At 65.3% G+C, this 23,447-nt stretch carries 24 protein-coding genes and 1 pseudogene; 23 read left to right on the forward strand and 2 right to left on the reverse strand.

Features of this window, described 5'->3' with window-relative positions; translation table 11 throughout:
- Positions 1 to 42: 42 nt before the first annotated feature.
- On the reverse strand, positions 43 to 1,095 hold the full coding sequence (locus tag NL2_RS18455) for a 2-hydroxyacid dehydrogenase (RefSeq protein WP_068077517.1): 1,053 nt from the start codon (positions 1,093 to 1,095) through the stop codon (positions 43 to 45).
- Between the two features lie 131 nt (positions 1,096 to 1,226).
- On the opposite strand from NL2_RS18455, the gene NL2_RS18460 reads away from it, so the two are divergent.
- A complete protein-coding gene (locus tag NL2_RS18460) occupies positions 1,227 to 1,712 on the forward strand; it encodes an SH3 domain-containing protein (RefSeq protein ID WP_245647757.1) in 486 nt (161 codons plus the stop codon).
- Positions 1,713 to 1,752: 40 nt separating this feature from the next.
- On the opposite strand, the gene NL2_RS18465 is transcribed toward NL2_RS18460, so the two are convergent.
- Positions 1,753 to 2,949 carry an acetyl-CoA C-acyltransferase gene (locus tag NL2_RS18465; protein ID WP_068077519.1) on the reverse strand — a complete coding sequence of 399 codons (1,197 nt, stop codon included), beginning with the start codon at positions 2,947 to 2,949 and terminating at the stop codon, positions 1,753 to 1,755.
- A gap of 120 nt (positions 2,950 to 3,069) precedes the next feature.
- On the opposite strand from NL2_RS18465, the gene NL2_RS18470 reads away from it, so the two are divergent.
- The 22 genes and pseudogenes from NL2_RS18470 to NL2_RS18570 all read left to right on the forward strand — a co-directional run bounded on the left by NL2_RS18470 (position 3,070) and on the right by NL2_RS18570 (position 23,395).
- Positions 3,070 to 3,864 (forward strand): prepilin peptidase, encoded by a 795-nt coding sequence (locus tag NL2_RS18470; protein WP_068077521.1) that lies wholly within the window; start codon positions 3,070 to 3,072, stop codon positions 3,862 to 3,864.
- Positions 3,865 to 3,873: 9 nt separating this feature from the next.
- Complete coding sequence (locus NL2_RS18475; RefSeq protein WP_281191071.1) at positions 3,874 to 5,355, forward strand: coniferyl aldehyde dehydrogenase; 1,482 nt, start codon at positions 3,874 to 3,876, stop codon at positions 5,353 to 5,355.
- A 173-nt stretch (positions 5,356 to 5,528) separates the two neighbouring features.
- Positions 5,529 to 5,903 (forward strand): NADH-quinone oxidoreductase subunit A, encoded by a 375-nt coding sequence (locus NL2_RS18480; RefSeq protein WP_068077569.1) that lies wholly within the window; start codon positions 5,529 to 5,531, stop codon positions 5,901 to 5,903.
- Entirely contained in the window at positions 5,900 to 6,454 is a 555-nt protein-coding gene (locus tag NL2_RS18485) for a NuoB/complex I 20 kDa subunit family protein (protein WP_068077523.1), read from the forward strand. The genes NL2_RS18480 and NL2_RS18485 overlap by 4 nt, the downstream gene beginning before the upstream one ends.
- Before the next feature lie 124 nt (positions 6,455 to 6,578).
- Positions 6,579 to 7,190, forward strand: a pseudogene (locus NL2_RS18490) (NADH-quinone oxidoreductase subunit C); the annotation flags it as partial.
- Between the two features lie 11 nt (positions 7,191 to 7,201).
- The gene (locus tag NL2_RS18495; protein WP_068077527.1) at positions 7,202 to 8,416 is read left to right on the forward strand and encodes an NADH-quinone oxidoreductase subunit D; all 1,215 of its coding nucleotides are present in this window, start codon (positions 7,202 to 7,204) and stop codon (positions 8,414 to 8,416) included.
- 23 nt (positions 8,417 to 8,439) lie between these two features.
- On the forward strand, positions 8,440 to 8,745 hold the full coding sequence (locus NL2_RS18500) for a nuclear transport factor 2 family protein (protein ID WP_068077571.1): 306 nt from the start codon (positions 8,440 to 8,442) through the stop codon (positions 8,743 to 8,745).
- The gene (locus NL2_RS18505; RefSeq protein ID WP_068077529.1) at positions 8,745 to 8,945 is read left to right on the forward strand and encodes a hypothetical protein; all 201 of its coding nucleotides are present in this window, start codon (positions 8,745 to 8,747) and stop codon (positions 8,943 to 8,945) included. The genes NL2_RS18500 and NL2_RS18505 overlap by 1 nt, the downstream gene beginning before the upstream one ends.
- Entirely contained in the window at positions 8,938 to 9,606 is a 669-nt protein-coding gene (locus NL2_RS18510) for a complex I 24 kDa subunit family protein (RefSeq protein WP_068077531.1), read from the forward strand. Before NL2_RS18505 ends, NL2_RS18510 begins: the two co-directional genes overlap by 8 nt.
- A 133-nt stretch (positions 9,607 to 9,739) precedes the next feature.
- Entirely contained in the window at positions 9,740 to 11,026 is a 1,287-nt protein-coding gene (gene nuoF, locus NL2_RS18515) for an NADH-quinone oxidoreductase subunit NuoF (RefSeq protein ID WP_068077533.1), read from the forward strand.
- A 346-nt stretch (positions 11,027 to 11,372) separates the two neighbouring features.
- A complete protein-coding gene (locus NL2_RS21285; protein WP_157083255.1) occupies positions 11,373 to 11,510 on the forward strand; it encodes a hypothetical protein in 138 nt (45 codons plus the stop codon).
- A gap of 85 nt (positions 11,511 to 11,595) precedes the next feature.
- Positions 11,596 to 12,009, forward strand: coding sequence for a clan AA aspartic protease (locus NL2_RS18520; protein WP_068077535.1), 414 nt, complete (start codon positions 11,596 to 11,598; stop codon positions 12,007 to 12,009).
- On the forward strand, positions 12,002 to 14,005 hold the full coding sequence (nuoG, locus tag NL2_RS18525; RefSeq protein WP_068077537.1) for an NADH-quinone oxidoreductase subunit NuoG: 2,004 nt from the start codon (positions 12,002 to 12,004) through the stop codon (positions 14,003 to 14,005). Before NL2_RS18520 ends, nuoG begins: the two co-directional genes overlap by 8 nt.
- Positions 14,002 to 15,048 (forward strand): NADH-quinone oxidoreductase subunit NuoH, encoded by a 1,047-nt coding sequence (gene nuoH, locus NL2_RS18530; RefSeq protein WP_068077539.1) that lies wholly within the window; start codon positions 14,002 to 14,004, stop codon positions 15,046 to 15,048. The genes nuoG and nuoH overlap by 4 nt, the downstream gene beginning before the upstream one ends.
- Positions 15,045 to 15,530: an NADH-quinone oxidoreductase subunit NuoI gene (nuoI, locus tag NL2_RS18535; RefSeq protein WP_068077541.1), complete on the forward strand. Its 486-nt coding sequence runs from the start codon at positions 15,045 to 15,047 to the stop codon at positions 15,528 to 15,530. The genes nuoH and nuoI overlap by 4 nt, the downstream gene beginning before the upstream one ends.
- Before the next feature lie 186 nt (positions 15,531 to 15,716).
- A complete protein-coding gene (locus NL2_RS18540; protein ID WP_068077543.1) occupies positions 15,717 to 16,334 on the forward strand; it encodes an NADH-quinone oxidoreductase subunit J in 618 nt (205 codons plus the stop codon).
- A gap of 139 nt (positions 16,335 to 16,473) precedes the next feature.
- Positions 16,474 to 16,779 carry an NADH-quinone oxidoreductase subunit NuoK gene (gene nuoK, locus NL2_RS18545; RefSeq protein ID WP_068077545.1) on the forward strand — a complete coding sequence of 102 codons (306 nt, stop codon included), beginning with the start codon at positions 16,474 to 16,476 and terminating at the stop codon, positions 16,777 to 16,779.
- A gap of 4 nt (positions 16,780 to 16,783) precedes the next feature.
- Positions 16,784 to 18,835, forward strand: coding sequence for an NADH-quinone oxidoreductase subunit L (gene nuoL, locus NL2_RS18550; protein WP_068077547.1), 2,052 nt, complete (start codon positions 16,784 to 16,786; stop codon positions 18,833 to 18,835).
- Positions 18,832 to 20,376: an NADH-quinone oxidoreductase subunit M gene (locus NL2_RS18555; RefSeq protein WP_068077549.1), complete on the forward strand. Its 1,545-nt coding sequence runs from the start codon at positions 18,832 to 18,834 to the stop codon at positions 20,374 to 20,376. Before nuoL ends, NL2_RS18555 begins: the two co-directional genes overlap by 4 nt.
- Entirely contained in the window at positions 20,376 to 21,839 is a 1,464-nt protein-coding gene (gene nuoN / locus NL2_RS18560; protein ID WP_068077551.1) for an NADH-quinone oxidoreductase subunit NuoN, read from the forward strand. Before NL2_RS18555 ends, nuoN begins: the two co-directional genes overlap by 1 nt.
- Positions 21,832 to 22,611, forward strand: coding sequence for a biotin--[acetyl-CoA-carboxylase] ligase (locus NL2_RS18565; RefSeq protein ID WP_245647758.1), 780 nt, complete (start codon positions 21,832 to 21,834; stop codon positions 22,609 to 22,611). Before nuoN ends, NL2_RS18565 begins: the two co-directional genes overlap by 8 nt.
- On the forward strand, positions 22,595 to 23,395 hold the full coding sequence (locus tag NL2_RS18570) for a type III pantothenate kinase (RefSeq protein ID WP_068077553.1): 801 nt from the start codon (positions 22,595 to 22,597) through the stop codon (positions 23,393 to 23,395). The genes NL2_RS18565 and NL2_RS18570 overlap by 17 nt, the downstream gene beginning before the upstream one ends.
- Positions 23,396 to 23,447: the final 52 nt, after the last annotated feature.

The raw sequence follows: 23,447 nt of genomic DNA on the forward strand, positions 1-23,447 counted from the left end.
AACGGCGTTATCGGGAGCGATCCGGCGCTTGTCCGACGGCGGTCAGGCCCAGCCTTCGAGCACCTGATCGGGCGGGCGGTGGCCGTCGGCCCAGAAGCGGATGTTGGCGATCACGCGTTCGCCCGAAGCCTCGCGCCCTTCGAACGTGGCGCTGCCCATGTGCGGCAGCAACGCGACGTTGGGCAGGGCGAGCAGGCGCGGGTCGATCGCCGGTTCGGTGGAATAGACATCGAGCCCGGCGCCGCCGAGACGGTCTTCGGACAATGCCGCAATCAGCGCCTGTTCCTCGATCAGTTCGCCGCGCGCGGTGTTCACCAGATAGGCGTCGCGCTTCATCAGCCCGATCCGCCGGGCATCGAGCAGGTTGTGCGTTTCGGGCGTGGCGGGGCAGTGCAGCGTCAGGATATCGGCATCGCGCAGCAGCTGGTCGAGATCGGGCTCGTAGCGGGCGCCCAGCATGTTCTCCAGCGCTTCGGGCAGGCGGTGGCGATTGTGGTAGGCGATCTGCAGGCCGAACGCGCGGGCGCGGTGGGCGACAGCCTGCCCGATGCGGCCCATGCCGACGATGCCCAGCAGCTTGCCGCCGATGCGGTGGCCCAGCATCGTCGCCGGTGCCCAACCCTGCCATTCGCCGTCGCGGATCACGCGCCCGCCTTCCAGGAACCGGCGCGGCACCGCCAGGATCAGCGCCATGGTCATGTCGGCGGTATCGTCGGTGAACACGCCGGGGGTGTTGGTGACGATGATCTTGCGCGCGCGCGCGGCGGCCAGGTCGATATGTTCGATCCCCGCGCCGAAGCTGGCGATCAGCCGCAGCCGGTCGCCTGCCGCCGCGATCATTTCGGCATCGATGCGATCGGTCACGGTCGGGACCAGCACGTCGCACCGCTGCATCGCCGCGATCAACTGCTGGCGGTTCATCGGCGCATCGCTGGCGTTGAGCGAGACGGTGAACAGTTCGTCCATTCGCCGTTCGGTGACGGGAAGCAGGCGCCGGGTGACGATGACCGCCGGCTTGCCCTCGATCCGCCGGGTCGGCCGGCGATCGGTCTGGCTGCCAGTCGGGGTGGCGGAGACGGGCGTCTGGTTCGGCATTGTTTCCAGCTCGGAAAATGAGTTTCCAGCTAGGCGGTCGGGCGGGCGCGGGTCAAGCGCGCGGTTTCCTATCGCGGGACGATCCTGTAGGGATCGAGCGACAAGTTGCATTTTTCAAGGGGAAAACCGTTGTGCTGAAGGGGAAATTCCCCCTGCCGGTCGTGTTGGCCGCAGCGGCGATGCTGGTCTCGTCGGCCATCGTGCCGGCGCCGGCGCGCGCTGCCGATGTGCCGTACTGGGTGTCGCTGCGCAAGGACGAGTCGAACATGCGCGTCGGCCCGGGTCTCGAATACCGCATCAACTGGATCTACAGGCGCAAGGCGTTGCCGCTCAAGGTGCTGCGCGTGATGGGCGGCTGGCGGCTGGTCGAAGACCCCGACGGCGCGCGCGGCTGGATGCTGGCGCGCTTCCTGGCGCGGACGCACACCGGGATCGTGCGCGGGCAGGTTACTGCCATGCGCGAGGCGAATGATGGTTCGGGCCAATTGCTGTGGCGGGTGGCGCCGGGCGTGATCGGCAAGCTGGGCGATTGCTCGCCCGGCTGGTGCCGGTTCGATATCGATGGCCGCGCAGGCTATATTCCAGCCCCGGCAGTGTGGGGCGCGGGCGCGCCGTAGCACCTGTTCCCCTCCCGCAGCCGGGAGGGGATCAGCCGCTTCAGACCAGTTCGAGCGCGATGGCCGTGGCCTCGCCGCCGCCGATGCACAGGCTGGCGACGCCCTTGGTCTTGCCGTGGCGCTTCAGCGCGGCGATCAGCGTGGTGATGATGCGCGCGCCGCTGGCGCCGATCGGGTGGCCCAGCGCGGTGGCGCCACCGTGGACGTTGATTTTCTCGTGCGGGATGCCCAGATCGTGCATCGCGAACATGGCGACGCAGGCGAATGCCTCGTTCACCTCGAACAGGTCGACATCGCCGATCGTCCAGCCCGCGCGGTCGAGCAGCTTGGTGATCGCACCGACCGGAGCGATCGTGAAATCCTTGGGCTCCTGCGCGTGCGCGGCCATCGCCACGATCCGTGCGACCGGGCTGGCGCCCATCCGCGTCGCTTCGCTCTGGCGCGTGAGCACCAGCGCGGCGGCGCCGTCGGAGATCGAGCTGGAGGTCGCGGCGGTGATCGTGCCGTCCTTGGCGAAGGCGGGCTTGAGCGTGGGGATCTTGTCGGGGCGGCCCTTGCCGGGCTGTTCGTCGGTATCGACCACGGTGTCGCCGCCGCGGCCCTTGACCGTGACCGGGGTGATTTCCCCGAGGAAAGCACCGTCGGCGATGGCGGCTTGCGCGCGGCGCAGCGATTCGATCGAATAGTCGTCCTGCGCAGCGCGCGTCAACTGATAGGCATCGGCGGTTTCCTGCGCGAACGTGCCCATCGCGCGGCCGGGTTCGTAGGCATCTTCCAGCCCGTCGAGGAACATGTGGTCGTACGCGGTGTCGTGCCCGATGCGCGCGCCCGAGCGGTGCTTCTTGAGCACGTAGGGTGCGTTGGTCATGCTTTCCATGCCGCCCGCGACGATCAGGTCGACCGTGCCGCTGGCGAGCGCCTCGGCGCCCATGATCACCGTCTGCATGCCCGATCCGCAGACCTTGTTGACCGTGGTCGCCTGCACCGACTTGGGCAGGCCGGCCTTGATTGCGGCCTGGCGTGCGGGCGCCTGGCCCAGCCCGGCGGGCAGCACGCAGCCCATGTACAGCCGATCGATGTCCGCGCCGTTGATGCCCGCGCGTTCCACCGCAGCGCGCACTGCGGTCGCACCCAGGTCGGTTGCCGCGACATCGGCGAACACGCCTTGCATCGCGCCCATCGGGGTGCGGGCGTAAGACAGAATGACGACGGGATCGGTTGCAGAGAACTGGGCCATGACAGACGCGCTTTCCTGAGGACTCGGATCGGGGTAGGTCGGAATTGGGCGTCGCCATACTGCTGCACTGCAGCAAATGCAATTCGCCAGAAGTCCAAGGGGAAGGGGGCCGTCCGCACGATGCACGAAGACACCATCGTCGTCCTCCCTGTTGCCGTGGCGCTGCCATTGGCGGCGATCGTCGGCGCAACCGTGGGCAGCTTCATCAACACCGCGCTGGTGCGGATGCCCGAGGGGCGGTCGATCGTGTCGGGCTGTTCGGCCTGCGATTCCTGCGGCAGGCGCCTGACCTTTCGCGAGCTTGTCCCGATCGTATCGTACATCGCGCAACGCGGGAAATGCCGGACTTGCGCCGCCCCGATCGGGCGCTGGCAGCTGGTTTGCGAACTGGCCGGTGCAGGCATCGCGCTAGCCGCGCTGCTGGCCGTAAGCGATGGCATGACGGGATTGGCGGCGATGGTCATGGGCTGGCAGCTGCTCCTGCTGGCACTGCTCGATGCGCGACACTTGTGGCTGCCCACGCGGTTGACGGCGGTGCTGGCGGGCAGCGGACTGGTCGCGGCGATCGTGCGCAGCCACGATCCCGGGACACTGGCGGTGGCGCTGGGCGGCGGGGCGATCGGCTATGCCATGCTGGCGCTGGTCGCGGCGATCTATCGCCGCTCGCGCGGGCGCGACGGGATGGGGCAGGGCGATCCGCCGCTGATGGGCGCGGTAGGCCTGTGGCTGGGTCCGCTCGGCGTGGTCGAGGTGCTGCTGGGTGCGAGCATCATCGGCATTGTCGGTGCGATCGCGCTGATGCTGGCGGGACGCAAGGTCGATGGGCGCGAAGTGGCGGCGGACACCGCGCTGCCGCTGGGCACGTGCATCGCGGTGGCGGCGTGGCCGCTGTTCCTGTTGCAGGGATTCGGGTGAACGGACGTGCTGTCGGGCGACAAGACTTCGGGTGAGGATAACGATACCATGCAGGACACCGACAACGCCGCGATGCTGGCCGTGCTCGAGCGGCAGCGCAGCGTCTTCACCGCCGCGCGGCCAGAGCCGCTGGCGCTGCGGCGCGACCGGCTCGACCGGTGCTCGCGGTTGCTCAAGGACAATGCCGAGCAGCTTGCCGCCGCGATGAGCGCTGACTTCGGGCACCGCAGCCGCGACCAGTCGATGATCGTCGATATCCTGCCTTCGCTCGGTCTGCTCGATTACTGCCGCAAGCACCTGAGCCAATGGGCAAAATCCGACCGCCGCCGCACGATCTTCCCGCTCGGCCTGCTCGGCGGCAAGGCATCTGTCCGCTACGAGCCCAAGGGCGTGGTCGGCATTGTCAGCCCGTGGAATTTCCCCGTGATGCTCTCGTTCGGGCCGCTGGCGCAAGCGCTGGCGGCGGGCAACCGCGCGATGATCAAGCCATCCGAATACACCGAGCGCACGTCGGCGCTGATGGCTGAGCTGTTCGCCCGCCATTTCGCCGAGGACGAAGTGGCGGTGATCACCGGCGGGCCGCAAACCGGGCAGGATTTCTGCGCGCTGCCGTTCGATCACCTGCTGTTCACCGGCGCGACCTCGGTCGGGCGGCACGTGCTTCATGCTGCGGCCGACAACCTGGTGCCGGTGACGCTGGAACTGGGCGGCAAGTCGCCCGCGATTATCGGGGCGGGTGCCGACATCGCGCGCGCCGGGGAGCGGATCGCGCTGGGCAAGATGCTCAACGCCGGTCAGATCTGCCTCGCGCCCGACTACATGCTGGTGCCCGAGGCGCTGGAGGATCAGGCGATCGCGGCGGTCACTGCGGGCGTGACCGCAATGTATCCCACACTGCTGGCGAACGACGACTATGCCTCGGTCATCAACCGCCGCCACCGCGACCGGCTGGTCGATATTGTGGAGGACGCGCGGGCCAAGGGCGCCGAGGTGATCGAGGTCAATCCCGCCGGAGAGGATTTCACCGGCACCAACGGCAACAAGCTGCCGCTGACGATCCTGCGCAACGTGACCGCTGACATGAAGGCGATGCAGGACGAGATCTTCGGGCCGGTGCTGCCGGTCAAGACCTACCGCTCGATCGACGAGGCAATCGACTACGTCAACGCGCATGATCGCCCGCTGGGATTGTACTGGTTCGGCCAGGATCGCGCCGAGCAGGAGCGTGTGCTGTCGCGCACGCTGTCGGGCGGGGTGACGATCAACGACGTGTTGTTCCACATCTCGATGGACGACCTGCCGTTCGGCGGCGTCGGGCCTTCGGGGATGGGCAGCTATCATGGCGTCGAGGGGTTCAGGACGTTCAGCCACGCGCGCGCCGTCTATCGCCAGCCGGGGCTCGACATCGCCGGTATGGCGGGGATCAAGCCGCCGTATGGCAAGGCCGCTGCGAAGGCGATCGCCAAGGCGATGGGGCGGCCCACCGGGTAGATTTCGATCCACTGGCAGGCGCGTGGCACGGGCCCGTCCTCCCGAAACGCTGCACCGCAACATTTTTGCTCGCCAAACGCGCGAAACTGGGGCTATCCGTCACACCCCCCACTTGCGCCATGGCCGTGCGGGCACTAGGGCGCGGGGCAACGCTAGCCATGCGAGTCAGCCCTTTGGTCGATCTGTCCCAATACCTGCCGATCCTGATCTTTCTCGGGATTGCGCTCGCGCTGTCGTCGGCGTTCGTATTCCTGCCGATGGGCGTTGCGCGCCTGACCGGCGCGCACAATCCCAATGCCGAGAAGAACAGCGAGTACGAGTGCGGCTTTCCCGCGTTCGAGGACCCGCGCAGCCAGTTCGACGTGCGGTTCTACCTCGTCGCGATCCTGTTCATCATCTTCGATCTCGAGGCCGCGTTCCTGTTTCCGTGGGCAGTCAGCCTCAAGGATACCGGCTGGTCGGGCTGGGCGACGATGATGGTATTCCTCGCGGAACTGGCGATCGGCTTTGCCTATGCCTGGAAGAAAGGGGCGCTGGACTGGGAATGAGCACCATCGTGACAGCCCCCGTGACCGGGCCAGCAGGTTCTCCGGTCGTTCAGCCGGACCAGGCCTTCTTCAACGACCTCAACGCCGAGGTGCACGACAAGGGGTTCCTCGTCGCCTCGACCGAGGACCTGTTCCAGTGGGCGCGTACCGGCAGCCTGTGGTGGATGACCTTCGGCCTCGCCTGCTGCGCGGTCGAGATGATCCACGTCAACATGCCGCGTTATGACATGGAACGCTTCGGCGTCGCCCCACGCGCGTCCCCGCGCCAGTCCGACGTGATGATCGTGGCGGGCACGCTGTGCAACAAGATGGCGCCGGCACTGCGCAAGGTCTACGACCAGATGTCGGACCCAAAGTACGTGATCAGCATGGGTTCGTGCGCCAACGGCGGCGGTTACTACCACTACAGCTACAGCGTCGTGCGCGGCTGCGACCGGATCGTGCCGGTGGACATCTACGTCCCCGGCTGCCCGCCCACCGCCGAGGCGCTGCTGTATGGTGTGATGCAATTGCAGCGCAAGATCCGCCGCGTCGGGACGATTGAACGGTGAGCGGGGCAGTGTCAGCGCGCGTGCTTCGACAGGCTCAGCATGAGCGGGTGTCGTGTGTGCGGCATACCCAAACCCCGCTCAGCCTGAGCCTGTCGAAGGCCGCTCGCAACGGTTGGAGCCTGGCATGACCGTCCTCCACCCCGCACCCAAGATCACCTCCAGCGAGGGCGTGGCCGATGCCCTGTCCGCCGCGCTCGGCGCGATGCTGGTGGCCGCGAAGGAAGAGCACGGCGAGATCGTGCTGACCGTGGCGCGCGACCGGATCGAGGATGCGCTGCGCCTGTTGCGTGACGAGCACGCCTACCAGCAGCTCATGGAAATCGCGGGCGTCGATTACCCCAGCCGTCCCGAGCGGTTCGAGGTGGTCTACTGCCTGCTGAGCCTGACCAAAAACCAACGCATCATCGTCAAGGTCACCACCGACGAGGCGACGCCGGTGCCCACCGTGACCACGCTGTGGCCGGTCGCCGGCTGGCTCGAGCGCGAAGTTTATGACATGTACGGCGTGCTGTTTGCCGGCAACCCGGACTTGCGCCGCATCCTCACCGACTATGGCTTCCAGGGGCACCCGTTCCGCAAGGACTTCCCGCTGACCGGCTATGTCGAGCTGCGCTACTCCGAGGAAGACAAGCGCGTGGTCTACGAGCCGGTCGAGCTGGCGCAGGACTTGCGCCAGTTCGATTTCATGAGCCCGTGGGAAGGCGCGGACTATGTCCTGCCCGGCGATGAGAAGGCGGGGGACAAGGCATGAGCAGCTTCGTAGCCGAACAGTCGCCCACCACCGGCGACGAGGTCATCAGCAACTACACGATCAACTTCGGCCCGCAGCACCCCGCCGCGCACGGCGTGCTGCGCATGGTGATGGAGCTGGACGGCGAGATCATCGAGCGGATCGATCCGCACGTCGGCCTGCTCCATCGCGGCACCGAAAAGCTGATCGAGCACAAGACCTATTTGCAGGCGCTGCCGTACTTCGACCGGCTTGATTACTGCTCGCCGCTGGCGATGGAGCACTCCTACGTGCTCGCCATCGAGAAGCTGCTGAACATCGAGGTGCCGCTGCGCGCGCAGTACTTGCGCGTGCTGTTCGCCGAACTGACGCGCATCTGCAACCACATGCTCAACCTCGGGTCGCACGTCATGGACGTGGGCGCGATGACGCCGAACCTGTGGATGTTCGAAGTGCGCGAGGACTGCCTCAACTTCTTCGAGCGGGCATCGGGCGCGCGGATGCATTCGGCATGGTTCCGCCCCGGCGGCGTGCACCAGGACGTGCCGCTGAAGCTGCTGGTCGACATCGGCGAATGGCTCGACACCCGCCTGCCGACGCTGTTCAACGACGCGATGAGCCTGGTGGTCGACAACCGCATCTTCAAGCAGCGCAACGTCGACATCGCCACCGTATCCAAGGACGACGCGGTGCGCTGGGGCTTTTCCGGCCCGATGATCCGGGGGTCCGGCATCGCGTGGGACTTGCGCAAATCGCAGCCTTACGACGTCTATGACCGCATGGATTTCGAGATCCCGGTGGGCACGCGCGGCGATTGCTATGACCGGTTCATGGTCCGCGTCGAGGAAGTGCGCCAGTCGGCCAAGATCATGAAGCAGTGCCTGGCCGAAATGCCCGAAGGTCCGATCGCGTCGGACGATCGCAAGGTGGTGCCGCCCAAGCGCGCCGAGATGAAAAGCTCGATGGAAGCGCTGATCCACCACTTCAAGCTCTATACGGAAGGCTTCCACGTGCCTGCGGGCGAAGTCTATGTCGGCACCGAAAGCCCCAAGGGCGAATTCGGCGTGTACCTCGTCAGCGACGGCAGCAACAAGCCTTACCGCTGCAAGATCCGCCCGACTGCGTTTTCGCACTTGCAGGCCATGGACTTCATGAGCCGCGGCCACATGTTGCCCGACGCCACCGCGATTCTCGGCGCGCTGGATATTGTGTTCGGGGAGTGTGATCGGTGAGCAACCTCGCCATCGCGACCCAGATGATTGCGCACTACAACGCGCAGGATGCCGACGCCTATGTCGCGCTGATGACCGACGATGCCTGCGAGGCGGGCTATCGCGGCGCGGTGGTGCGCGAAGGCCGCGAAGGTACGCGCGCCGGGCTGAAAGCGATGTTTGCGGAATTCCCCGAAAACCGTGCCGACATCGTCACCGGCTACCAGTTGGGCGGTTACGCCGTACTGCACGAACGCGTGTTCCGCTCCGCCAGCGCGGAGCCGTTCGAGGTGATGTCCATCTACAGCTTCGAGGGCGACAAGTGCTCTCGCGTGGAGTTTGTCCGCTGATGCTCAGTCCGCTTGAACGGCTCGATGTGCTGGCCTGCGCCACGGGCTTCATCCTCGCCGTCATCTTCTTCCTGTCGCGCTTTGCCGGGGCCGATGCGCCCGACTGGCTGCCGATGATGATCACCTCGATCGGCGGGTTCGAACTCTACATGTTCATCAACGAGCGGCGCCACCGCCGTTCCGGAGGCCGCAATGGCTGATCGCCATATCTCACCCGACACCCCCGATCTGCGCGCCCGCTGGGGCAGCTTCGCGTGGACCGACGAGAACACGAAGAAAGTCGCCGAGATCATCGGCCGCTATCCCCCCGGGCGTCAGCGTTCGGCGGTGATGCCGCTGCTCGACCTGGCCCAGCGGCAGGTCGGCGCGGACGAGAACACCCAGGGCTGGTTGCCGATCCCGGTGATGGAACACGTCGCGCGCGAACTCGACATGCCGGTGATCCGCGTGCTCGAAGTCGCCACGTTCTATACGATGTACAACATCCAGCCGGTCGGCCGCTTCCACGTGCAGGTCTGTGGCACCACGCCGTGCATGTTGCGCGGCAGCGACGACATCATGGCCGCGTGCAAGAAGCGCGGCATGGCCAAGGGCCACACCACGGCGGACGGCCTGTGGACGCTGACCGAGGTCGAATGCATGGGCAACTGCAGCTCCGCGCCGATGGTGCAGATCAACGACGACAACTACGAGGACTTGACGCCGGCCAGCCTCGACTCCGTGCTAGATGCGCTGGCCAAGGGTGAAACGCCCAAGGCGGGCACGCAGTTGCCGGGCCGTCACACCGTGGAGCCGCTCGGCGGACCGACGACGCTGGTCGCCATGGTCGGTGAAAACCACGATTACCGGGGTGAGTGGTGATGAAACTGACTCCCCACCCTGCTCAGCCTGAGCCTGTCGAAGGCCGTGCGCTGGCTATCGTCCCGGATACTTCTGCCGCGTGCGTGCTTCCACAAGCTCAGCATGAGCGGATGTTGGTGAATGGAGGCATCAAGTGAGCCTCGCTGACAAGGACCGCATCTTCACCAACCTCTACGGCTACCAGCCGTGGAACCTGAAAGCGGCGCAAGGCCGGGGCGATTGGGACGATACCAAGGCGCTGATGGCGCGCGGCCAGGACGCGATCATCGAGGAGATCAAGGCGTCGGGTCTGCGCGGTCGCGGCGGTGCGGGCTTCCCCACCGGCATGAAATGGTCGTTCATGCCCAAAGAGAGCAAGGACGGCCGTCCCAGCTTCCTCGTCATCAACGCCGATGAATCCGAGCCCGGTTCGTGTAAGGACCGCGAGATCATCCGCCACGATCCGCACAAGCTGATCGAGGGCGCGCTGGTCGCCGGCTATGCGATGCGTGCGCGCGCCGCCTACATCTACATTCGCGGCGAATATATCCGCGAGGCCGAGACGCTGTTCGCCGCCGTGGCCGAGGCGTATGACGCCGGGTTCCTGGGGAAGAACGCCTGCGGATCGGGCTATGATTTCGACGTGTTCGTCCATCGCGGTGCAGGCGCCTACATCTGCGGCGAAGAAACCGCGATGATCGAAAGCCTCGAAGGCAAGAAAGGCCAGCCACGCCTGAAGCCCCCGTTCCCGGCGGGCGCGGGGCTTTATGGCTGCCCGACCACGGTCAACAACGTGGAATCCATCGCGGTCGCGCCCACGATCCTGCGGCGCGGCGCATCGTGGTTCTCCAGCTTCGGACGCGACAACAACAAGGGCACCAAGCTGTTCCAGATCAGCGGTCACGTCGAAAAGCCGTGCGTGGTGGAAGATGTGATGGGCGTGCCGTTCCGCGAACTGATCGAAAAGCACTGCGGCGGCATTCGCGGCGGGTGGGACAACCTGCTCGCGGTGATCCCCGGCGGATCGTCGGTACCGCTCGTGCCCGGCGCGATGATGATGGACGTGCCGATGGACTTCGACGGCTGCAAGGAAGTCGGCTCGGGCCTGGGCACCGCCGCGATCATCGTGATGGACAAGTCGACCGACATCGTCCGCGCGATCAGCCGCCTGTCGCATTTCTACATGCACGAAAGCTGCGGCCAGTGCACCCCGTGCCGCGAAGGCACCGGCTGGATGTACCGCGTGATGGAACGCCTGCGCACCGGCGACGCCGACATCTCGGAAATCGACCTGTTGCAGCAAGTGACCAAGCAAGTCGAAGGCCACACCATCTGCGCACTGGGCGATGCGGCCGCCTGGCCGATCCAGGGCCTGATCAAGCACTTCCGGCCGGAGCTTGAGCGGCGGATTGCGGAGAACGTGCGGGAGGCGGCGGAGTGAGCCACACCCTGTCCCCCACCACCACCGTCACCCCGGCGAAGGCCGGGGCTGGGCTTTTCTTTCTTCCGCGAATTTGCGACGACAGCCCACTCCGCAACAGCCAGCCCAGCCCCGGATCAAGTCCGGGGCGACGAAGCAGGGGAGTCAGGGGAGTGAGGCTTGCCCCCCACACACCCGTCATCCTGAACTTGTTTCAGGATCCATTTCTCCCCAAGCGCCGGAGCGTTGTTGGGCAGCGCAACGGCACAGTCGTGCTGTTCACGCAGGCTTACGGGCGGGCGGCACGATGGATGCTGAAACAAGTTCAGCATGACGAACGCGTGAGGGCTAGTGGAGTGGACGATCTATGTCCGACCTCTTTTCTGATCTCCTATTCAGCTTTCTGCCCTGGTCAGTCCAGGTCGGCTGCATCGTCGCGTTTGTTCTGCTCGTCGCTTCAATCTTCACCTACGGCTACGTCAACGGCGGTTTTGATAATGCCTAAACTCAAAGTCGATGGCGTAGAGCTGGAAGTCTCCGCGGGCGTCACCGTGCTGCCGGCGCGCAAGCTGGCGGGGAAGGGCTGAGCCATGGGTATCATCCTCACCGACATCGAACTCGCCAATGCCCGGCAGGACGATTTGCTGCCGATGACGGTCAATGCGCTGGTCGATAGCGGGGCGGTGCATCTGTGCATTCCGCAGCATGTCGCCAATCAACTCAAGCTGCCGGTGCTTGATCGCCGCGAAGTGACCGTGGCCAATGGTGCAAGCCAGATGGTGGACTATGTCGGCCCGATCCGCGTGCGCTTTGCCAATCGTCAGTGCATGGTTGGTGCGCTGGTGCTGGGAGATCAGGCCTTGCTCGGGGCGATCCCGATGGAGGATATGGACCTTGTGATCAGTCCTTCACGCCAAACGGTTACGGTTAATCCGCAAAACCCGAACATGGCAATGTCATTGGCAATGGGCGTCCGCCCCGCGAAAGAGGACGGCAATGCCTAAACTCAAAGTCGACGGCGTAGAGCTGGAAGTCCCCGCAGGCGTCACCGTCTTGCAGGCGTGCGAGTTGGCGGGGAAGGAAATCCCGCGCTTCTGCTATCACGAGCGGCTGTCCATCGCGGGCAATTGCCGGATGTGCCTGGTCGAGGTGAAGCCCGGGCCGCCCAAGCCGCAGGCGTCGTGCGCGCTGCCCGCCAGCGAAGGGCAGGAAATCCGCACCGACAGCGAGATGGTGCGGAAAGCGCGCGAAGGGGTGATGGAGTTCCTGCTCATCAACCACCCGCTCGACTGCCCGATCTGCGATCAGGGCGGCGAGTGCGATCTGCAGGACCAGTCGGTCGCCTATGGCCGGGGCGCCACGCGCTATCACGAGCACAAGCGCGCGGTGACCGAAAAGTACATGGGCCCGCTGATCAAGACCACGATGACGCGCTGCATCCACTGCACCCGCTGCGTGCGCTTCTCGGAAGAAGTCGCCGGCGTGGACGAGATCGGCGCGCTGTATCGCGGCGAGAACATGCAGATCACGACCTATCTGGAAAAAGCCGCGAAGCACGAGCTGTCGGCCAACGTGGTCGATCTGTGCCCGGTCGGCGCGCTGACCTCGAAGCCTTATGCGTTCGAGGCGCGGCCGTGGGAACTGAAGAAGACGCTGGGCATCGACGTGTCCGACGCGGTCGGCGCGAACATCCGCATCGACAGCCGGGGTCGCGAAGTGCTGCGCATCCTGCCGCGTGTGAACGACGACGTGAACGAGGAATGGCTGTCGGACAAGGCACGCCACTGCGTTGACGGGCTGACCCGTCGTCGGCTCGACAAGCCATGGCTGCGGCGTGACGGCAAGCTGGTCGCGGCGACGTGGGACGAGGCATTCGCTGCCATCGCGACCATCGCACCGGGATCGAGCATTGCCGCGATTGCGGGCGATCTGGTCGATTGCGAGACGATGTACGCCGCCAGGGCGCTGGTCGGCGCACTGGGCTCGACGCTGCTCGAAGGACGGCAGACCGGGCTGAGCTATGACGTCGGCAACCTCGCGGCGGTGGCGTTCAACACCACGTTCGCCGGGATCGAGGAGGCGGACTGCATCCTGATCGTCGGCAGCCAGCTGCGCGACGAGGCCCCGCTGGTCAACGTGCGTATCCGCAAGGCGGTGAAGCGCGGCGCGAAAGTGTTCGTGGTCGGCACGCACTGGGACACGACCTATCCCGCCACTTTCCTTGGCGACGATGCTGCGATGCTCGCCAGCCTGCCCGACGCGGTGGGCGAGGCTATGGCCAAGGCGAGCAAGCCTGCGATCGTGCTGGGCGGCGGCGGGCTGGCCAAGGGTGCGCTCGGGCCGCTGCTCGGGCTGGCGGCGGAGTGGAACCTCGTTCGAGACGGCTGGAATGGCTTCAACGTGCTGCACATGGCGGCCAGCCGCATGGGCGGGCTGATGCTCGGCTATGCGCAAGGCGGCGGCATTGCCGATATCGCGGCGGCACGGCCCAGGCTGCTGCTATCGCTCGGCGCGGACGAAGTCGATTACACCAAGTTCGCTGACAGCATGATCGTCTATATCGGCCATCACGGCGACAAGGGCGCGCACGCCGCCGACGTCATCCTGCCGGGCGCCGCTTTCACCGAGAAGGCGGGCACTTACGTCAACACCGAAGGCCGCGTGCAGTTCGGCGAGAAAGCCGTGTTCGCGCCCGGCGACGCGCGCGAGGACTGGACGATCCTGCGCGCGATGGCCGATGCGCTGGGCGTGTCGGTCGGGTTCGACACGTTCGCGGCGTTGCGGTCGGCGATGATCGCGGCGGTTCCGGCGCTCGGCGTGGAAGCGCTGGCCGATTACGGCGCGCTGCCTTCTGCAAGCAGTGGGATGGCGGAAGGCGCGATCGGCTACCCGATCAAGGACCACTACCTCACCAACGCCATCTGCCGGGCCAGCCCGACGATGCAACGCTGCTCGGCCGAACTGATCCACGGCGAAGACTTCGCGGAGGCCGCGGAATGACCCAGACCTTCCAGACCTGGGGCCTGTCCTACGAATGGGCCTGGGGCCTTGCCACTTTGGCGGGCATCCTGCTGATCGCGCTGCCGCTGATGCTGGGCGTGGCGATGATCATCTATGCCGATCGCAAGATCTGGGCGGCGATGGCGTTGCGCAAGGGGCCCAACGTGGTCGGGCCGTTCGGGCTGCTGCAGTCGTTTGCCGATGGCCTGAAGGTGTTCCTGCAGGAAACCATCGTCCCGTCGGCATCGAACAAGGCGCTGTTCCTGATTGCGCCGATCATCACCTTTACCGTCGCGCTGATGGCGTGGGCGGTGATCCCGTTCAATTCGGGCGCGGTGCTGGCGGACATCAATGTCGGGCTGCTCTATGTCCTCGCGATGTCGTCGCTGGGCGTTTACGGCGTGGTCATCGCCGGTTGGGCATCGAACTCGAAATATCCGTTTTTCAGTGCGATGCGCGCCGCTGCGCAGATGATTTCGTATGAAGTCTCGATCGGGTTCATCCTGATCTGCGTGGTGCTGTGGGCGGGCACGTTCAACATGAACGGCATCGTCATGGCGCAGAAGGGCCATGTGTTCGGGCTGATCAACGGCTTCGTCGCCAACCCGCTGCTGTTCCCGATGTGGGTGCTGTTCCTGATCTCGGGCATGGCCGAAACCGCGCGCGCGCCGTTCGATCTGACCGAGGCGGAAAGCGAGCTCGTCGCCGGTTACCAGACCGAATACAGCTCGATGAGCTTTGCGCTCTACTGGCTGGGCGAATATGCCAACGTGCTGCTGATGTGCGCGCTGAACGCGGTGCTGTTCTGGGGCGGCTGGCTGCCACCGCTCGATCTGCCGTTCATGTACATCGTGCCCGGCTTCGTCTGGCTGCTGCTCAAGATCCTGTTCTTCTTCTTCATCTTCAGCTGGGTGAAGGCGACCGTCCCGCGCTACCGTTACGACCAGCTGATGCGGCTGGGCTGGAAGATATTCCTGCCGTTCTCGCTGCTGTGGGTCGTCATCGTCAGCGGTTACCTCATGGCTATCGGACACTTCGCATGACCGTCGGACAGCTCGTCAAGTCCTTCACCTTGTGGGAATTCCTCAAGGCGCACTGGCTCACCCTGAAGTATTTCTTCAAGGCCAAGGCGACGATCAACTATCCGTTCGAGAAGAACCCGCTGTCGCCGCGTTTCCGCGGCGAACACGCGCTGCGCCGCTATGCCAATGGCGAGGAACGCTGCATCGCGTGCAAGCTGTGCGAGGCGGTGTGCCCGGCGCAGGCGATCACCATCGAGAGCGAACCACGCGACGACGGCAGCCGCCGCACCACGCGCTACGACATCGACATGACCAAGTGCATCTTCTGCGGCTTTTGCCAGGAAGCCTGCCCGGTCGATGCCATCGTCGAAGGGCCGAACTTCGAATACGCGACCGAAACGCGCGAGGAACTGCTTTACGACAAGACCAAGCTGCTCGCGAACGGGGACAAGTGGGAGCGGGCGATCGCCGCGAACCTTGAAGCCGATGCGCCGTATCGTTAGGGGCCGCGCGATGATGCACTTTCCGGCAGATATGGCACAATTTTCCCTTACTCCGACTTCCCTGAGCTTGTCGAAGGGCTGCACTTTGCTTGGTGCCTCATGCGCTGATGCACGAAGCAAAGAGCAGTGCTTCGACAAGCTCAGCATAGTCGGGTTTCGTTCAGGGTTTGGGGGAGGATCCTGGCTGTGATCCAGACACTCGCCTTCTACTTGTTCGCCACGATGGTGATCGCCTCCGGCGCCGTGACCATCCTCGCGCGCAATCCGGTGCATTCGGTGCTGTGGCTGATCCTGGCGTTCTTCAACGCGGCGGGCCTGATGGTGCTGGTGGGCGCTGAATTCATCGCGATGCTGCTGGTGATCGTCTATGTGGGTGCCGTGGCCGTGCTGTTCCTGTTCGTGGTGATGATGCTCGACATCGATTTCGCCGAACTGCGCGCCGGGTTCGTCAAGAACTTCCCGCTGGGGTTGTTGCTGGCGGTGGTGCTGTTCGTCGAACTGTTCGTCGGGCTCATCGTGCGCAGCGCCGGCCCGATGAAGCTGGGCACGCCCGATGGCGCGGCCATGACCGGTGTGGGCCAGTCGAACATCGAGGCGATCGGTGCGCTGCTGTACGGCAAGTACCTGTTCCTGTTCGAAGCGTCGGGTATCATCCTGCTGGTGGCAATGATCGGCGCGATCGTGCTGACCCACCGCCAGCGCAGCGACACGCGCGGCCAGAACGTGTCACGCCAGAACGCGCGCCGTCCGGAAGAGGCCACGCGCAACGTCAAACCCGAAGTCGGGCAGGGGGTGGTGCTGTGACCCGCCTTTGCCCCAAATCCGACCGTCCTGAGCTTGTCGAAGGACTGCATTTCTCCGTGCCCAATGTGCCTGTCCTCAAGTTGAAGGACAATCCTTCGACAAGCTCAGGATGGGCGGGCTTTTCTGGAGGTGGGTCGGCATGATCGGCATCGAACACTATGTCGTCGTCAGCTCGATCCTGTTCGTGCTGGGCGTGCTCGGCATCTTTCTCAACCGCAAGAACGTGATCGTCATCCTGATGGCGATCGAGCTGATCCTGCTGAGCGTGAACCTCAACCTGGTCGCGTTCAGCGCGTTCCTGCACGATCTCACCGGCCAGATCTTCGCGATGTTCGTGCTGACCGTGGCGGCGGGCGAAGCGGCCATCGGGCTTGCCATCCTCGTCATCTATTTCCGTGGTCGCGGCTCGATCGCGGTCGATGACGTCAACCGGATGAAGGGCTGATCCTTTGAACCCGATCCTCTTCATCGTCTTCCTGCCGCTGCTCGCGGCGATCGTCGGCGGCCTGGGCAACCGGGCGCTGGGCAACACCGTGGTCAAGTCGATCACCACCGGCGCCCTGTTCCTGTCGTGCGCGCTGTCGTGGCCGATCTTCCTGAAGTTCATTGGCGGTTCGGCCGAGGCTTCGGTCACGCCGGTGCTGCAGTGGGTGCATTCGGGCGGGCTGGAATTCGACTGGGCGCTGCGCGTCGATACGCTTACCGCCGTGATGCTGGTGGTGATCACCACCGTCTCTGCGCTCGTCCACCTCTACAGCTGGGGTTACATGGACGAAGACCCGGACCAGCCCCGGTTCTTCGCCTACCTCTCGCTGTTCACGTTCGCGATGCTGATGCTGGTGACGGCGGACAACCTCGTCCAGATGTTCTTCGGCTGGGAAGGGGTGGGCCTCGCCTCGTACCTGCTGATCGGGTTCTGGTTCAAGAAACCCTCGGCCAATGCTGCCGCGATCAAGGCCTTCGTGGTCAACCGCGTGGGCGATCTTGGCTTCATGATGGGCATTTTCGGCACGTTCCTGGTGTTCGGCACGGTTTCGATCCCCGAGATCCTCCACGCCGCGCCGGGCATGGCCGGATCGACCATCGGCTTCCTCGGCCACCGCTTCGACACGATGACGGTGCTGTGCATCCTGCTGTTCATCGGCGCGATGGGCAAATCGGCGCAGCTGGGCCTGCACACCTGGCTGCCCGACGCGATGGAAGGCCCGACCCCGGTCTCGGCGCTGATCCACGCGGCGACGATGGTTACCGCCGGCGTGTTCATGGTCTGCCGGCTGTCGCCGATGTTCCACGCGAGCCCGGCGGCGTCGTCGTTCGTGACGTTCATCGGCGCGGCCACCTGCATCTTCGCCGCGACCGTTGGCACCACGCAGACCGACATCAAGCGTGTGATCGCCTATTCGACCTGTTCGCAGCTGGGCTACATGTTCTTTGCTGCGGGCGTCGGCGCTTATGGCGCGGCGATGTTCCACTTGGTCACGCACGCGTTCTTCAAGGCGCTGCTGTTCCTGGGCGCGGGCTCAGTGATCCACGCGATGCACCATGAACAGGACATGCGGTACTACGGCGGCCTGCGAAAGCAGATCCCGTGGACGTTTGCGGCGATGACCGCCGGCACGCTGGCGATCACCGGCGTGGGCATTGCCGGTATCTTCGGATTCGCCGGATTCTATTCCAAGGATGCGATCCTCGAGGCGGCGTTTGCCAGCGGGACCGAGATGGGCCGCTTTGCCTGGGCGCTGGGCGTCTTCGCGGCGCTGCTGACCAGCTTCTATTCGTGGCGGCTGGTGTTCCTGACATTCTTCGGCAAGCCGCGCTGGGACCAGTCGGAGCATATCCAGCACGCGGTCCACGATGCGCATGGCCACGACAGTCATGCCCACGACGATCATGCGCACGACGACCATACCCATGCCAACCATGCGCACGGCGATGGCACTGCCGGTTACCATCCGCATGAAAGCCCGATCTCGATGATGATCCCGCTGGGCGTGCTGTCGCTGGGCGCGGTGCTGGCCGGCTATGTCTTTGCGCCGCATTTCGTCGGGCTGGAGGGCGCGACCGAATTCTGGAAGGGCGCGGTGGTGGTCGATACCCACCTGATCGAGGCCGCCGAACATATCGGCGCGTGGAGCCTTGCGCCCACGATCGTGATGCTGACCGGCCTGTTCATCGCGTGGTATTCGTACATCCGCAACCCGGGCTTCCCGGCGGCGTTCGTCGATCAGTTCGGTGTGCTCTACCGGTTCCTGCTCAACAAATGGTACTTCGACGAGTTGTACGACGTCCTGTTCGTGCGGCCCGCGTTCTGGCTGGGCCGCCAGTTCTGGAAGATCGGGGACATCGGCATCATCGACCGGTTCGGCCCGAACGGCGCGGCCTGGGTCGTGGCGCAGGGCAGCCGGGCGGCGACCAAGCTCCAGTCGGGGTATCTCTACAGCTATGCGCTGGTCATGCTCGTCGGCCTTGTCGGCGCGGTCAGCTGGGTGATTGCACGATGAGCGGCTTTCCGATCCTTTCGACGATGCTGCTGGTGCCGCTGGTCGGCGCGGTGGCCTGCCTGAAGGTCGAGGCAAAAGCCGCGCGCACCATCGCGCTGGCGGCCACGCTGATCGACTTCGCGCTCGGCGTGGTGCTGTGGCTCAACTATGACATCGGCGGCGCGCAGTGGCAGTTCACCGAGCGCGCGCAGCTGTTTGCCGGTTTTCAGTGGGCGCTGGGGATCGACGGGATCGCGCTGTTGCTGATCATGCTGTCGGTGTTCCTGATGCCGATCTGCATCGGCGCCAGCTGGAAATCGATCGACAAGCGCGTCGGCGAATACATGGCGGCGTTCCTGCTGATGGAAACGCTGATGATCGGCGTGTTCTCGGCGCAGGACCTGTTCCTGTTCTACATCTTCTTCGAAGCCGGCCTGATCCCGATGTACCTGATCATCGGCATCTGGGGCGGTGCGGACCGGATTTACGCCAGCTACAAGTTCTTCCTCTACACGCTGCTCGGCTCGGTGCTGATGCTGATCGCGATGTTCTGGATGGCCAACGAAGCGGGCACCACCGACATCCCCACGCTGATGGCCTACAGCTTCCCCGTTGCGGCGCAAAAGTGGCTGTGGCTGGCGTTCTTCGCCAGTTTCGCGGTCAAGATGCCGATGTGGCCGGTGCATACGTGGTTGCCTGATGCGCACGTGCAGGCGCCGACGGCCGGCTCAGTAATCCTGGCGGGCGTGCTGCTCAAGATGGGCGGCTACGGCTTCATCCGCTTCTCGCTGCCGATGTTCCCCGAAGCGTCCGCGCAGTTCGCCTGGCTGATCTTCGCGCTGTCGATGATCGCGGTGGTCTATACCAGCCTCGTCGCGCTGGTGCAGCACGATATGAAGAAGCTGATTGCCTATTCCTCGGTCGCGCACATGGGCGTGGTGACGATCGGCCTGTTCGCGTTCAACCGGATCGGGCTGGAAGGCACGATGATCGTGATGCTCAGCCACGGGCTGGTCGCGGGCGCGTTGTTCCTGTGCGTGGGCATCATCTATGATCGGCTGCACACGCGCGAGATCGATCGGTACGGCGGCCTTGCCATCAATATGCCGCGTTATGCGGTGTTCTTCATGCTGTTCACGATGGCCTCGATCGGGCTGCCGGGCACAAGCGGCTTCGTCGGCGAATTCCTGAGCCTGGCCGGGGTCTACCAGATTTCGAGCTGGGTGGCGCTGGTCTGCACCACCGGGATCATCCTGGGCGCGGCCTACATGCTGTACTTGTATCGCCGGGTGATTTTCGGCGTGCAGGCGCATGCCGATGCCGCCGCCATGCCCGATCTCGATATGCGCGAGATCCTGATGGTGGTGCCGCTGGGCCTCGCGGTGCTGTGGATGGGGGTTTACCCCGAAAGCTTCCTCGCGCCGATGCGCAAGGACATCGCCACGCTCGATGCGCGGCTGGCACAAGCCAAGCCCCGGGGGGACGCGAACGTGAAGATGGGCCCGCTCAAGGTTGCTGGGGCCAAGCCCGCTCCGGCTGTTGCCGCTGAGGGAGCGAAGTGATGGACCTCCAGCACTCGCTGTGGCTCGGCGCGCCCGAGGAACTGCTCAGCGTCGCGGGCCTTGCCCTGCTGATGGTGGCCGCGTTCGCGGGCGACAAGGCATCGCGGCTGATCTCGATCCTGTCGGTCGCCGCGCTGACCGTTTGCGCGATCATGGTTGCGCCCGAACTGTGCAGCGGGGCCACTTCGCCCGATGCCGATGCATTCAACGGCCTGTATCGCGCCGATGCCTTTGCCGCGTTCGCCAAGCTGCTGATCTATGCGGCGGCGGGCGTCACGCTGATCGTCGCGCCGTCGTTCTTCGACCGGCTGAAGGCGATGCGCGCCGAATTCCCGCTGCTGGTGCTGTTCGCGGCGCTGGGCATGGGCCTGATGGTCTCGGCCACCGACCTTATCACGCTGTATATCGGGCTCGAACTCAACAGCCTGGCCGCCTACGTGCTCGCCGCGTTCCTGCGGGTGGACGACCGGTCCGCCGAAGCCGGGCTCAAGTATTTCGTGTTGGGCGCGCTCGCCAGCGGGATCCTGCTGTTCGGCATGAGCCTGACGTACGGCTTCACCGGCGGCACCAGCTTTGTCGGCATCCGCGCGGCGCTGACCGGGCCGATGAGCACCGGCGCGGTATTCGGCGTCGTGTTCATGCTGTCGGGGCTGGCGTTCAAGATCAGCGCCGCGCCGTTTCATATGTGGACGCCCGACGTCTATGAAGGCGCGCCCACCCCGGTCACCACGTTCTTCGCCACCGCGCCCAAGGTTGCCGCGCTGACGCTGACCATGCGGGTCGCGCTCGAGGCGTTCGGCGCGCAAGTCGGCGCGTGGCAGCAGATCGTGATCTTCGCCTCGCTGCTGTCGATCGTGATCGGCGCGCTCGGCGCGATCGGGCAAGCCAACATCAAGCGGCTGATGGCCTATTCCTCGATCAACAACATCGGCTTCATGCTGATTGGACTGGCCGCCGCCACGCCGCGCGGCGCGTCCGGCATGCTGGTGTACCTGGCGATCTATGTCGCGATGTCGGTGGCGGGCTTCGTCACCGTGCTGCTGCTGCGCGACGAGAACGGCGATGCGATCGAAGCGATTGCCGACCTCTCCGGCCTGTCGAAAACCCGTCCGTGGCTGGCGCTGGCAATGGCCAGCGTGATGTTCAGCCTGGCCGGCATCCCGCCTTTGTTCGGGTTCTGGGGCAAGTTCGTGGTGTTCCAGGCGGCGGTCGAGGCGCATCTGGTGGTCCTCGCCGCGCTGGGTATCGCCGCCTCGGTGATCGGCGCGTTCTACTACCTCAAGGTGGTGAAGGTGATGTATTTCGACGAGGCGGTCGACAAAGTGCGCGGAGCGGGCGAACTCTCGCACACCGTGTTGCTGGTGCTGTCGACGCTGGTGATCTCGCCACTGGGCTACCTGCTCACGCGCTGGCTGGGCCATCTGGCCGATATCGCTGCGGCTTCGCTGTTCCACATTGCCTGACGCGCCGGAGCGCAACGCCCCCGTTGCGGGCGGTGCCTGCCTGATCGAGACTCTGGCCGAGACTGGCTCGACCAACGCGGTGCTGCTCGAACGCCTGCATCTGGGCGAACTGATTGTCGAAGGCGCATGGCTCGTCGCTGACCGCCAGACCGCCGGGCGCGGGCGCGCCGGGCGCGAATGGTGCGATGGCACGGGCAACTTCATGGGATCGACCGTGGCGCTGCTGCAGGCCAGCGATCCGCCGGCGCAGACGCTGGCGCTGGTGGCGGGGCTGGCCGCGTTCCGGGCGGTGGAGCGCGCCGCGCCCGGTCTGGACGGACTGCAGCTGAAATGGCCCAACGATCTGCTGCTCGATGGGGCCAAGCTGGCCGGGATCCTGCTCGAACGGCGCGGCGATGCGGTGGTCGCGGGCGTCGGGGTCAATCTGGCGCACGCGCCCGCACTGGCCGACCGCGCGGCGACCTGCCTCGCGCTGGCCGGGCATGCCATAACGCGCGATGCGTTCGCCGCGCTGCTGGCGGACGAGTGGGCCGATGCGCTGTCGCGCTGGCATCACGGCCAATGGCCCGCGCTGCGGTCCGGGTGGCTGGAGCGCGCGCATCCGACGGGAACGCTGGTCACGGTCAAGGATCGCGACCATGGACCGATCATGGGTGCCTTTGCCGGAATCGACGGCGATGGCACCGCCCTTCTTCGCTTGGCGGATGGCACGATGCATCCTATCCACGCGGGCGATATCGAACTGGTGAGAACGCATGCTTCTGGCGATTGACGTGGGTAATACGAATGTCGTCTTCGCGCTCGTCGATCGCGGGGCAGGCCCCGGCGGCCACGAGATCAAGTCGCGCTGGCGGGTAGCGACAGATGCCCGGCGCACGGGTGATGAATACGCGGTCTGGCTGCTGCAGCTGATGGCACTTCAGGGCTTCGATCGCGCGGCGGTGAACCAGATCATCATCGCCACGGTGGTGCCGCGCGCGATGCACAACCTGACGCTGCTGGCGCAGAAGTACTTCGGGCTCGATCCGCTGATCGCGGGCGAACCGCCGGTCGAATGGGGCTTCGCCGCCGATATCGACGAGCCACGCTCGTTGGGCGCGGATCGCGCGGTCAACGTCATCGCCGCGCACGCGCGCTATCCGGGCGACCTGATCGTGGTCGATTTCGGCACCGCGACCACGTTCGACGTGGTGGACTTCAACGGCGCCTACAAGGGCGGGATCATCTGTCCGGGCATCAACCTGTCGCTCGATGCGCTGGTCAACGCCGCCGCCAAGCTGCCGCGCATCGCGATCGAAGCACCGACACGGACCAAGACCGTGATCGGCCGCAACACCGAGGACCAGATGCACATCGGCGTGTTCTGGGGGTATGTGTCGATGATGGAAGGCCTGATCGCGCGCATCCGCGCCGAGATCGGGCGGCCCGCCAAGGTCATCGCCACCGGGGGGCTGGCAGTGCTGTTCGGCGATCACACGGCGATCTTCGACGCGGTCGATACCGACCTTACGCTCGATGGGCTGGCCATCCTCGCGGAGCGGGTGCGTCCGTCGTGAACGTGCACCGCACCAAAGCCAAAAGCGAACTGCTGTTTCTCGCGCTCGGCGG

Origin of the sequence: Novosphingobium lentum NBRC 107847, assembly GCF_001590965.1 — a bacterium.
GTDB lineage: Bacteria > Pseudomonadota > Alphaproteobacteria > Sphingomonadales > Sphingomonadaceae > Novosphingobium > Novosphingobium lentum.